Source organism: Saccharopolyspora thermophila (genome assembly GCF_014646075.1).
Taxonomy (GTDB): domain Bacteria; phylum Actinomycetota; class Actinomycetes; order Mycobacteriales; family Pseudonocardiaceae; genus Saccharopolyspora; species Saccharopolyspora thermophila.
The window spans coordinates 314,370-327,391 of sequence record NZ_BMMT01000003.1; the positions used below are offsets into that span (position 1 = coordinate 314,370).

5 protein-coding genes are annotated in these 13,022 nt (G+C 71.9%); all 5 read right to left on the reverse strand.

Annotation, left to right across the window (positions count from 1 at the left end; all coding sequences use genetic code 11):
- Nucleotides 1-337: 337 nt before the first annotated feature.
- A complete protein-coding gene (locus IEY17_RS07705) occupies nt 338-1,981 on the reverse strand; it encodes a TNT domain-containing protein (protein WP_188986589.1) in 1,644 nt (547 codons plus the stop codon).
- On the reverse strand, nt 1,978-5,655 hold the full coding sequence (locus IEY17_RS07710; RefSeq protein ID WP_188986590.1) for an ADP-ribosylglycohydrolase family protein: 3,678 nt from the start codon (nt 5,653-5,655) through the stop codon (nt 1,978-1,980). Before IEY17_RS07710 ends, IEY17_RS07705 begins: the two co-directional genes overlap by 4 nt.
- A gap of 19 nt (nt 5,656-5,674) precedes the next feature.
- Nucleotides 5,675-6,838, reverse strand: coding sequence for an ADP-ribosylglycohydrolase family protein (locus IEY17_RS07715; RefSeq protein ID WP_229679923.1), 1,164 nt, complete (start codon nt 6,836-6,838; stop codon nt 5,675-5,677).
- Nucleotides 6,839-6,871: 33 nt separating this feature from the next.
- Entirely contained in the window at nt 6,872-9,352 is a 2,481-nt protein-coding gene (locus IEY17_RS07720) for an ADP-ribosylglycohydrolase family protein (protein WP_229679924.1), read from the reverse strand.
- A gap of 107 nt (nt 9,353-9,459) precedes the next feature.
- The coding region (locus tag IEY17_RS07725) for a scabin-related ADP-ribosyltransferase (protein WP_422662579.1) at nt 9,460-13,022 on the reverse strand (3,563 nt) is incomplete at its 5' end.

Genomic DNA, 13,022 nt, shown 5'->3' on the forward strand with positions numbered 1-13,022 from the left:
GCTCCTCGGCCTTTCGGCGCCGGTGCGCCCCAACGGGAACGACCCCAGAGGGTTGTCGAGAGGAGTTCCACACATCCTCGGCGCTGCCGCGGCCGACCAACACGTGGCGACCACGTCATGCACGGGCATGCGGATCGACCCGATGGCTGTCGGGTCCGATAAACAAAGATACCCGCCCCGTTCTCAGGGGGTCAAAACGGGGTCCCTCTTGACCTGCTCGATCACTCTGTTCGATCACCGGCCGCCGATCGCGGCCACCTTCCCGAGTGCGAGCTCACGTCTTGCTCGCCACACACTGTACCCGCCCTGACAAGGGCTTCCCGCTGAGCGAGATCGGTCACACCTCCGCCAGCCAGCCGTCGGCGACCAGCTGCTCCAGCGTGTTCGGCAGCACGAACGCGGTGCCACCGCCGACCTGCCCGTGCTCGGGCCGGACCACCCCGGAGACCACCTCGAAGCCGTGGAGCACCCGGTACCGGCGGTAGTCGCCCGGGGGCTGCTGCGGCGGCATCGAGCGCTGCGGCAGCGTCGTGCCCGCCACGAAGACGGTGTTCCCGGTGGGTGGGCCGAACCGGTCGACCTCGTCACCGGCCCGCAGGTCGACCAGCCGCTTGCCGTCGTAGGCGGACAGTGGCGGCTCGCCCGGCAGCGGCCGGATCGGGCACTCGAAGTCCTCCAGCGGCTCGTCCGGGGCCCGCAGGAACCGGTCGCGGGTGAGCGCCATGGCACCGATGAGGTGCGCGGCGGCGGCGAACGGCTCGGGGAACCGGGAGCGGTTTTTGACCGCGCCGCCGTCGACGCAGAACACCGACCACCAGCCGTCGGACTCGCGCAGCATGCTCCAGCCGCCCTCGATCGGCTGCTCGAAGCTGTAGTAGCGGCGGCTCATGCCCATGGCACCGATGAACCCGCGGGCCAGGTCCATCGCCTCGGCGGGCTTGGACACCTCCAGCGAGTCGGCGTCGGCGCCCAGCACCAGCGCCTTGGCCTCGGCGGCGGCGCGCTCGGCGACCACCTCCGGCGGCCGGTGACCGTTGCGGCGGATGTGGTCGAGGAAGTCCCGCGGGGGTGCCACGTCGTGCACGTCCAGGTAGTAGGCCATCGCCAGCGGCCACACCCAGGTGCCGTCGGTGTGGAACTGCTTGGGCACCTCCGGCGGGCGCTGCGGGTCCAGCTCGTCCGGGGAGCCGCCGTGCGCGGTCAGCAGGATCTCGCCGGCAGCGAGGTAGTCGAGGACCATCCGCTTCTCCGTCCACGGCAGGGCGGGCCGGTGGGCCGTGGGGCGGTCGTCGGCCCCGCGGCCGTCGAAGACCTGCACCATCCGCACCCCGGTGGGCAGCTCGGCCTCGCCGCGGGCTGCCTGGTGATACGCCCAGGCCGGTTCGAGCAGCCACTCCGGGGCGTCGTGCCGCGGGAAGTAACGCAGCTCGTCGTGGTGGGTGCGCTGGTGGTCACCGGAGCGCAGCCACCGTGGGGCGTCGTACCCGGTGCGGAGGTCCGCGCCGTCCCGGTCCAGGCGGAAGCGGGCCGCGGTCCACGCGCCCGGCTCCGGCGCGTAGTCGATCGCGCGCAGCCGACGCAGGCAGTCGACGACCTCCTGGGTCGGCAGCCACGGGTGCTCCGCGTCGGTGGTCACGGTCGCGGTGATCTCGACGCGGGTGCCCAGCGCGGTGCAGTCCACCTGGGCGGCGCGCCAGCCCTCCGGCAGCCCGGCCTCGACGGCGTCGCGCAGGGCGTCGAGGAGGTCGCGGTGCTCGGCCGAGCGGTCCGGCACCGAACCGAACGCGGCGCGCGCCGGGAACTGGTGCGGCACCGGCCGGGGGGCGTCCTCCTGCTCGACGAAGACCGCCGCGACCTGCTCGACCGGCACCGGCTGCGGGCTGCCACCCACCTGCGCACCGGCCTCGGTGATGTCGAGCAACGGGCGCAGCTCGCCGTCGACCGCGCAGACCGCCCCGGCGATCGGCCGCCCCAGGATCACTGGTTGTCCCCCTCGAACGCTCGCGTGTGGACGACGCCGTTGATGTGCCGCGGTGCGGGTTTGGGCGCCGGGAACTCCGGCGCGGCGCCGGTGTCGGACCGCGGTGCGGGCTCCACCACGGACGACCACTGTGGACGGACAGGGTAACGCTCGTGCCAGTCCTCGTCGGTCGGCGGCTCGATCGAGGACTGGCCTGGCTGGAACGCACCCCGGCCGAACTCGGCCACGCAGTCCAGCGCCACCTGCTCGACCACGTCACGCAGCTCCAGCTCCGCCAGCCAGTCCACCGGCAACGCGCCAACGCCGTGCAGGGCGCCCACGATGTTGCCGCAGATGGCCCCGGTCGAGTCGCTGTCGCCGTCGTGGTGCACGGCGACGCGCAGCGCCAGCTCAACGTCGTCACCGGCGACCAGCGCCGCACACACCGCGATGGCCAGCGCCTCCTCACCGACCCAGCCACCGCCGAGCCGCTCGGCGATCCGCTGCGGGGTCGGCACACCGGCCTCGGCCAGCTCCACCGCGGCCTTGAGCATCGCGGTGGTCTCCTCGTGGTCCTCCCAGGTCTCCAGCACCTGCAGCGCCAGCCACACCCCGTCGTCGAGGCTGCGGCCAAGCAGCGCCTGCTGCACGATCACCGCCAGCGCGCCCGCCGAGTGGTAGCCCGCCGGGTGGCTGTGGGTGAGCGCCGCGGTGCGCGCGGCGAGCCGGAACACCGCCGCGGGATCGGTGGAGGTCAACGCGACCGGGGCGGCGCGCATCACGCCACCGCAGCCCTTGGAGTCGTTGATGCGCTCGGTGAACGAACCGGCCGGGCGGCCCGCCCCGAAGTCCTGCAGGGCGCGCAACACGGTCTTGCCGGGGGCACGGGTGCTGAACAGGCCGGGAACCTCGATCAACCAGCCGTCCGGAGCGGGGTAGTCGGCGAGGAACGGTCCGGCGGCCGACTCCCACGCCACGCCCTGGGTGTGCAGCCACCGCTGGTAGGCGAGCTGCACCTCGGCCAGGGGGTCCTCGGTGCCGAGCATGCGCTGCGCGACGCTGCCGCGGATCAGGCCCTCCGCGGTGAACAGCGTCATCTGGGTGTCGTCGGTGATCGCGCCGTGCACGCCGTACGCCTCGCGCAGCCCGCGCGGCCCGTCGGGGCCGAAGCGGGCGGTGATCTCCGCGGCGGTGCTGAACTCCAGGTCCGCGCCGAACGCGTCACCGAGCGCACCGCCGAGGAAGCAACCCAGCACACGCTCGGTCAACGACGGAGCGCTGTCCCCGGGACCCTCTACTTTGGCGTGTTCCCCCCGCGCGATCGGCGCGGCGGCGGGAGCTGTCTCGGCGGCAGCACCGTCCGGCTCCGCCTCGGCCGCCGGTTCCCGGTCGAGGGCGGGTTCCGGGGTGTGGGGGAATCCGGGGTCGCCATCCCGGTCGACGTCGGCGACATCGGTCTCCGGCATGGCGTCGGCGACGGACTCGGCGGCATGAGCGGGATCGCCGACCGAATCGGGTTCGACCGAGCGGGCGGCAACGGGTTCGTGGTCCATCGGTTCCGGTCCGCCTGCGGTCTCCGGCTCAGCCGTCGACCCCACTTCCCGGTCCGCCCCAGCTTCCGGTTCGACTGTGCTGTCCGGCCTGACTGGGCCGTCCGGCTCGGCCGAGGCCCCCGGCGTGGCCACGCCACCGGGCCATGCCAGGTCATCGATACCGGCCGCGGCCTCCGGCTCCGGTTCTTCTCCGAGCCCGGTCGCACCGTCCGGTCCCGCTGCGGGCTCCTGCCCCGGAGCAGCTTCGGCCACGGCCGAAGCCTCGGCATCGACGGGGCCAAGCTCGCCCGTGGACTCCGCTTCCTCGGCTTCGCTGCCGACGGACTCCTCGACCGCCGCGGGCTCGGCGGCTGCCGGATCGTCGTCGGCCGGGCGTGAGGCACCCGCCACCGAGCGACCGGATGCGGGGTCCGACGGCTGATCGGGTCGCTGCGGTTCGATGCCGTCCGCCGGGAGGTCCTCCTGGGTTGACTCATGGGTCGTGAGGTCGGCGTCGCGTTCCTCCGGCGCCTGCGCCAGCGAGGGTTCGGGGACCTGCGACTCCGGAGCGGGCGCCGGGGCGTCGCTGCTGGGTGTGGTCGGTTCGAGGTCGATCGGGGCCCGCGCGGGCGGCTCCAGGTCGACCGGCATGCGTTCGAACGACGCCCGGCGCACGCTCGGCACCTCGTCGAGGTCACGAGCGTCCTCGGGCTGCTCGACGTCGTCCTGCGAACCCGGCGGTTGCTGGACCGCGACGTCCTCGGGCTGCGCCGGGAGGTCGTCGGCCGGGACGCTCGGCTCGGCCCCGGACCGGTCGTCGTCGACGACCGGTAGTACGGCCGTGGACTCCACCGCGGTCTCCGCGGAGCGCAGGCGCGGCGCCGGGATGGGGCCGGTGTCGGATGGTTCGGTGACCTCGAAGGGCTCGCGCTGCGCCGGGAATGTCGGGGCGCCGATGCCCTGGGACGGTGTCGGCGGTGCGGCCCCGATGGCCGGCATCACCATGGTCTGCTCGGCAGAACCCTCCACGGTGTTCGCCGCGGGGGCGCCGAGCTGCCGCGGGTTCGCCACATACCGCTGGGCCCACTGCGGCCGTTGCGGCGGGGCGAACGCCTCGGCGGCGTCCTGGCAGAGGGTTTCGATGACCTCCCGCACCTCGAGCTCGTCGAGCCAGCGCCGCGGGATCGCGGACGGCCCGTGGAGGGCCCCGGCCAGCTGTCCGGCCAGCGCCCCGGTGACGGCGCTGTCGCCGGAGTGGTTGACGGCGATGACCACCGCGTCCGCGAAGCTGCTGCCGGCGGCGACCGCGGCCAGCGCGACGCCCAGGTCGCCGGGGCCGCTCCGGGTGTCGAACTCGATGTCCAGCTGGGTGGGGGTGGGGCGGCGTCCGCCGCTGGTCGCGAACATCGCGGCGTGCACGGCCCGCAGCGCGCCGCCGGGGCGGGTGTTCGAGGTGAAGGCGCGCTGCGCCTGCCACGATTCGACGGACGGCCACAGGCCGTGTCCGAGCAGCAGTTGCGCCAGCACGTCGGCGTGCAGGCGGGTCGCGGTGAGCACGTCGGCCAGCCCGGTCAGCAGGCCCGCCGCGGCCTTGGCCTCCTGGTTGACGGAGTTGAGGTCCTGGCTCCACGCGGCCACCGGCGCGGTCCAGGCAATGCAGTCGCTCAGTCCGTCCGGGAGGGGCGGGTCCAGCTGCTGGGCGTCCGGGAAGGGCGGCCGATGCACCAGGCGGCCGATGCCACAGAGCGCCGGGCCGCCGGGATTGCGGGTGGAGTACAGCTCGCGTCGCTGCAGCAGCCAGCCGGTCGGTTCGCCGGCCGCGTACTTGGACGTGGCGTACGCCCACGGCACGCCCTGGGTGTGCAGCCAGGCGAGGTGGTTCGCCTCGATGGCCGGCACGGCCGACGACGCGCCGGTCGCCCGGGCACGCAGCAGCGCCTCCAGGGTGAACACGGTCAGCTGGGTCACGTCGGTGACCGCGCCGCGCCGCCCGAACACCGGCAGGTAGTCGACGACGCCTCGCGGGCCGAACCACTGCTGGATCTCGGCGGTGGTCGCGGTCCGCACCCCGGCGCCGAGGGCGTCGCCGACGGCGCCGCCGAGCATCGCGCCGCGGAAGCGATCGGCCCAGGTCAGCGGCGAGCCGGATGGAGCGTCGGTCATCGCAGGGTCTCCCTCGTGGTCACCAGGCGGGGTAACGCCGGCTCCAGGCCGGATCGGTCGGCGGGCCGGGGCTGAACTCGACAAGCGCGTCGCCGGCCAGCGCCTCGACCAGCTCGCGCAGTTCGAGGGTCGCCAGCCACTCCGGCGGAATGGCCCGCGCCCCGTACAGCGCCCCAGCAATGTTGCCGCACACGATCCCGGTGGAGTCCGAGTCCCCCGAGTGGTTCACCGACAGCAGCAGCGCGTCCCGCATGGTGTCGGTGGCCAGCACGGCGTAGAGCCCGATGGCGAGCGCTTCCTCGCCGACCCAGCCCTCACCGAGGTTGTCCCTGAGCGCCTCGGGTCGCATCGGGCCTCGCCTGGCGAGTTCGACGGCGGCGTCGAGGATGCGCAGCTGCTCCTCGTGCCCGCGCCACCGGATGAGCAGATCCCGCGCCATCCGCACGGCGTCGGGCAGCGGGACGTCCCGGATCAGCTGGTGCACAACGACCGCCAGTACCCCGGCGGACAGGTAGCCGCTGGGGTGGCTGTGCGTCAGCGCGGCGGTCCCGACCGCGGCGTGGAACACCTCGGCGGGGTCGTGGGACCACACCGCGACCGGCGCGGCCCGCATGACGCCACCGCAGCCCTTGGAGTCGTTGATCCGGTGCTCCGGCGTGGCGTGCTGGTGGGTCCGCGCGAAGGTGGCCAGTGCGGACATGCAGGTGCTTCCCGGCGCCCGGGTGCTGAACAGCTCCGGGTGCGTGATCAACCACCCGTCGGGCTGCCGGAGGTGCTGCGCATAGGGCCCGCCGGCGCTCTCCCACGGCTGGTTCTGCGTGTGGTACCAGCGCAGGTAGGCGTGCTGCACCTCGGGAACCGGATCGTTGTCCGCCGGCTTGAGCCGCCGCGCCACATGCGCCCGGATCAGCCCCTCCAACGTGAACAACATCAGCTGCGTGTCATCGGAGATCTGCGCCACGCCGTCCCGCAACACCGGTGACGTCAGCCCGGCCTCCCCGTGATGACGCCGGATCATCCCGATGTCGTGGAACTCGATCGCGTACCCCAGCGCATCCCCCATCGCCCCGGCCAACATCGACCCGATGAACCGCTCATGCGGATCGATCGGCGGCTGCTCGGCGGCGTGCTGTCCGGTCACCTGCTCACGCGCGGTCATCCGCGCATCCTGCGATTCCGTCATGCCACCTCCTCGTCCCCAGTGGACCGTCGTGTCTCACCACGCCGGGTAGCGCCGCATCCAGACCTGGTCGTTCGGTGGCCCGGGGCTGAATTCCGCCAGGGCGTCCTTGGCCATCGTCTCGACGACGTCACGCAACTCCAGAGTCGCGAGCCACTCCGGCGGAACGGCCCGCGCACCGTGGCGGGCACCGGCGATGTTGCCCGCCACGATCCCCGTCGAGGCGGAGTAGCCGGAGTGGTTCACCGCCAGCACGAGCGCGTCCCGCACGTTGTCGGTGGCCAGCACCGCGTACAGGCCGATCGCGAGAACTTCCGCACCGACCGTGCCCCGGCCCAGCGTCTTCTCGAGTTCCTCCGGACTGACCGGCCCCCGCTTCGCCAGCTCCACCGCGGCGTCGAGAGCCCGCAGCTGCGCTTCATGCCCACGCCACCGCAGCAACAGATCCCGCGCCAACCCGACGCAGTCCGGCAACGACACGCCCCGGATCAACTGGTGCACGATCACCGCCAGCACTCCAGCGGGCAGAAATCCGCTGGGGTGACCATGGGTCAACGCAGCGGTACCGACCGCCGCGAAGAACACCTCGGCCGGGTCGTTCGACCACACCGCAACCGGCGCGGCCCGGATGACGCCACCGCAGCCCTGGGAGTCGTTGCCCGGGAACTGCGGACTCGCGTGCCGGTGCGTCCGCGCGAACGCCCGCAACGCCGAAAGGCAGGTCGCCCCCGGACCACGCTGCCGGAACAACCCGGGGTTGCCGATCAACCAACCATCCGGCTGCGGAAGATGCCGCACGTACGGCCCGCCGACCTCCGCCCACGGCTGCCCCTGGGTGTGCAACCACCGCTGGTAGGCGTGCTGCACCTCCGGAACCGGATCGTTGTCGGTCGGCTTGAGCCGCCGCGCCACATGCGCCCGGATCAGCCCCTCCAACGTGAACAACATCAGCTGCGTGTCATCGGAGATCCACGCGACACCATCCCGCAGCACCGGAACGAAAAGCCCGACGCGCCCGTGATCCTGCCGGATCGTCGGCATGTCATGCGGCTCGATGGCGAAGCCCAGGGCATCCCCCATCGCGCCGGCCAGCATCGACCCGACGAACCGCTCATGGGGATCAACGGACACCTGCGCCGCTGCCTGCCGACCGGCTTCCTGACGCGGCTCCTCGAACGGGAACAGGTCGTACTTGGCGCGGTAGTGGTCGATGGCGTTCGGGCCGTCGTTGTCGCGGATGACGGTCTCCCACACCTTGTGCACGAAGTGGACGTGCTCGGGGTCGCTCTCGAAGCGCACCAGGTACGCCAGCCCGATGTCCTCCGTGTGCGCCGGATCGGCCGGCTCGCCGGTGGCAGCACGAGCGCGCTCGATGGCCTGGGCAGGGGAGGTGATGGAGACCCGCGGCTCCGGATCCAGCTTCCACGGCCGCATTCGGCGCGGGTCGGTACCGACGTGCTCGGCGACCTGCACTCGCAGGGCGGCCGGGAAGTCGACCGAGCACGCCCGCAGCGGCTTGAAGAGCTCGTACTGCCGGTGATCGCGTATGTCAGCCGGCACCCAGGGCGTGACGGCATCGGCGATCCGGTTGGCGAGCACGATCGCCCGCACCTGCCAGGGCATCGTGCTCAGGTGCTCGGCGTAGAGGTGGTACACGAGTCCGTCCGCGACCTCGACACCGTCCTCCTCGGACGGATCCTGTGGGCTCACTGCCGACCGCAGGAGCGCCAGCACCCGTGTCTGCTCCTCGTCCGCATTGGTCACGCGGAGGCGATCACCGCCGTAGAGGGGGTCAATGGCGTTGAAAACCGCCGTGGCCGCAAGCACGTCCGGATCGGTGACCCCGCCCTTGACCAGCACCTCGACGGCGGTGATCGCGACCTCGACGGCGCGACTGCGGTCGGTTTTGACCTCGGCGAGCTTTCCCCACCGGGCCAGGGCCTGCTCAATCGCCGTGAACGTCGGCATGTCGACCAGCTCGGCAAGCCGTGCACTGTGCTGTACCCAATGCGATGGGCCGACGTCGAGACCACCCGAGGGGTTGGCCAGGAGCAGGCCGTCGTTGCGCAGCGCGGCAACCAGGTCCGCAACCGGGTACTGCACCTGCAACTCGGCACTCCCGTTGACCACCAGGACCACCTCTGGCGGGAGCACCCGCAACAACCTCGGCAGGTACATCAGCTCCGCGCGCGCATCCTCCGGCACCAGGCTGGACCCGACATACGCCGTCAGACGAGGAGCATCCGGAGTGGTGAGCATCATCAGCTGCCCGTCCGGTGTCACGAGAACGGGCAACACGGCCTTGGCGATCAGCTGGAGGAAAACGTACTGGTCAATCCGGCCGGCCATGGTCAACCGCATGCCGCGGTCGAGCCAGTTCACCCACGGCACCCCGCGCTCGACCGGCGACGGCCGATAGTGGGGATTGGCCTGGAACTGCCCGATCTCGCCGTTGTCATCGACCGCGAACACACCCTTGATCGCATGCGCCGGAACATCACCGTTCGGGTCGTACATGCGATCAACCACGTACAGGTAACCCCCAGCCCGCTTGCGTGCCTCCGCCCGCATCGCAGGCGTGATCGGCGGCACACCGACTGGCTGTTCACTCTCTGACATGCTCATCAGCCCTGGAGGTTCTTGTAGTAGTAGGGGTTGTGGTACGTCCCGAGCAGCTCCCCGGTCTGCACATCGTAGACGTCGCAACTCGGGATGTACCGGAAGTCAATTCCGCCGACGAAGGCCACTTCGGACTCATCCACGTCGTGCCCCAGATTGCTCGATGACATGTTCATGTCGAGACCGCCCGCTGCGTCGATCCGGTATACGAACGCGAATCTCTGGCCCGCTCCCCTTGCTCCGGCGATGGCTCGGTCGCGCGCGTAGTCGTGGTCGCGGGTGGTGGAGACCAGGCCACCACCCTGGCCGTTGTTCCCGTCGAAGTGGTTGCGCAGGCTGAGCTCATCAGTTTTCGGCTCAAAACCGACCTTCCCGCCCCAGATCTCGTTGGGATGGCGATTGTCATGCCGATAGAGCTCGCCAAGGTCGTCGCGCCAGTGCAGATGCACGTCGTGTCGCCCATGGGAAAGGGCGTGCTCGACGGCTGCCTGGTCCATCCCGCTGCTGTCCGCCACGCTGCCGAACGGGTTCCTGCTGTCCGGAGCGGCGACCGGCTGAACGGATTTGTCGACTTCGAAGTTCAGCAGGGGAGGCTGGGGCTTGCGCGGCCCCAGCTCCTTGTCAACTTCTTCGTCAATCCAGTCCAGGATGTCCGGGTCTTCGCCGAACTGACTGATGTACTTCTCTCTGAGTCGCTGGCGTGCTTCAGGAGTCGCATTCGGGTCCGCCGGAACGTAGCCGCCTTTGGCACGCCCATCGCCGACACCCATCGGATCGAAGTCGCTTCTGGCACTTCCACCAGCCGGACCGGAACCACCGTCGGTACGACCACCGGAACCCCGCGGACCGAAGCCCTCGCCGGGACGCGGGGCGTGCGGCGGCCCGGCGGGCTGCTGTGGTGGGCGCGGCGGAGCCAGCGGTCCCGCATGCGGACGCTGGGGCATCACCGGTGGCTGCGGCCTGCGCGGCGGGTACGGCGGCTGCCCAGCGTGCGCAGGCGTGGTGGCCGGGTTCGGCCCGTGGCCTGCGCGCGGGACATGGTGGGGTGCCGCCGCCGGCGGAGTCTGACCGGGGTGGAACCTGCCCGTGTTCGGGTCGACGTGGCCGAGCGGCTCCCACTGGTGCGTGCGGGGGTTGAAGCGGCCGAGGTCGTGGTAGCCGCTGGCGTCCCGGTGAACCGGGATCCAGCGGCCGAGCTCGTCCGTGCGGCCGTGCGCGATCCACTGGCCGTGGGCGTCGTAGTGCCCGCACGGAACCAGCCTGCCGTCGGCGTCCAGGCGTCCCGGTACCCAGCGGCCGAGGTCGTCGACGTGGCCGTGCGGCACCCACGTCCCGTAGGCGTCGAGATGACCGTGCGGGACGAACTCGCCGGTGGGTGAGAGATGTCCGGGTATCGGCGTCCCGTAGTCGTCCAGGCGGTGGTGCATGCCGCTGAACGCGGGTCCACCAGGATGGAGGAACTCGCGGGGGATGCCCCGGCGTTCCGCTGCGTCGGCCTGGACGCCGTGGCGGATCCATTCCGGTTCGTGGCCCGGGGGGTAGGGGCTCTCGTGGACCGCTGTGGTGCCGTCCGGGCGGAAGGCGACCCATTCGCCCGGGTCGTCCAGGTGGGGTTGCGGGGTGCCGGAGGCGTCCGGTTCGAACCTCGCCTGGCTGCCGCTCGCGTAGATGTTGCCGTGGTTGTCGACCCAGGCGTCCGTCTTCGGCGCCAGCACTTCGACGCCGAGTTCCTTCGACAGCTGCTCGGCGAAGCTCGGGCTGCCGTCCGGCAGGTCCGCGCCGGTCCGGCAGGACAGCAGGCGGACCGGCGTGCCCGGTTCGTAGGCCGGGGACCCCTTGATGATCTCGGCAAGGCCCTTCGCGCTGAGTTCGACGCCCCGGACCGACACGCCGTTGGGGCTGCCGTGCACCTCGACCGTGAAGCGGCGCGGGTCCGGCATGGGGTCCGGCAACCGGCGCCTCCCGGCCACGTCGTGCATGTCTGGTCGCCCGTGGACCATCGAGAGCCCGGCGCGGCTGTGCAGGATGCGCTGCAGGCCGTCTGTGCCGAGCTTGGCCTTCAGCTCGTCGGAGATGTTCAGCGGGGAGCTGTCCCTGACCCCGGCCCGGACGTCCCACCGGTGCTGGGACGGGTCTCCTTCGGGTGGCCTTTCGGCAGCCATCGACTCCGTCGTGGACCAGCCGTCCGGTGCGGGTTCCGGGTCGACCGGCCGCTCCGGCGCGCTGCCCGGTCCCCAGCTCGGCGAGCCCTGGGGTTCGGCGGTCGCGAAGTCGTCACGCCGGAGACCGTCCCACCGCTGCGCGTCAGCGGAACGCGCCTGCACCGGGGCAACCGGGCGCGGGGCGGTCGGCCGCTGACCACCCGGGTGCGGCCCCACCGGACGGCCTGCCGCGCCCGGGTTGCCGGGCGTGCCTGTCCAGCCTCCAGCGCCGGGGCGGCCGGTGTGGGGCACACTCGGTGCGGCACCTGTCGTTGGGCCGCCGACGGGGCCACCTCCCATCGCGCCACTGCCGGCGACCGGCTGGTCGGCGCGCGGCGGGGCGATGCTCGGCGGAGCTGTGGGTGCGTCCGGTCGAGTCGGGGCTTCCACACTCGCCGACGACGTGCCCGCCGGGTGGGTGGGCACCTCGTGGGGCGATGACCCGGAACCGCCCGGGTGCGGACCACCGGAGGAATCGACGCCGCCACCGGATGGACCGATCCCCGATCCACCGGTTTGCGGCGCGCTGGACGGACCGGAGCCGGAGTGCGCCGCAGCACCACCGTCGGAAACGGCGGCAGCGCGGGGACTTTCCGCCGTAGCGGTCGGACTGTCCACTGCGGACGACGAAGCGGGGGCGCCAGTCCGGGCGGACGCCTCCGGCGAACCGCCACCGGTTCCGGAGCCGGTCGGTCTCGCGGAGCCGTCCCCGGGCGAAGCGCCAGCGGGACCGGGCGGACCGCCGGACGACTCCGAGCCATTCCCACCCGGACCCGAGCCGTCGCCCGGTGAGCCAGACCCGCTGCCGGATGCACCAGAACTGCCGGACGAGCCCGAGCCGTTGCTCGAGCCGCTGCCGTCGGAGCCTTCGCCCGGGGCGTCGAACGTCGCGTTGTGCCTGCCGACGACGTCCGTGCCGAAGGTGTCGTCGACCTTCTTCCACGCCTTCTCGGCGACCTTGTCCGAGAGCTTGCCCGCGACGTCGAGCCTGTCCGCGACCCTGCCGATGCGGCCCGCCGCGGCGCGGACGCCGTCGGCCGCCTGCTTCCCCAGCTTGCCCAGGGCTTTCATGATGTCGCCGAAGACCTCGACCAGCTTGGCCAGCTTCGGCGCCACGTTGCTGATCGTCCTGATCAGTTTGGTGACGATCTTCGCGATGCGGGCAACGGTCCTGCCGATGAACCCCACCGCCTGCGGCACCACCCATGCCAGCGAGACCCCGGGCGGGGCCAGCGCTTCCAGGGCGTAGGTGATGAGCCGGGAGATGCAGTCGGCGACCAGGTCTCGGACGAACTCGCGGACGAAGGAGACGACCTCGCCCATGATCGTCACGACGGTGCTGATGGTGTTGGCCAGCTCCGCGGCGC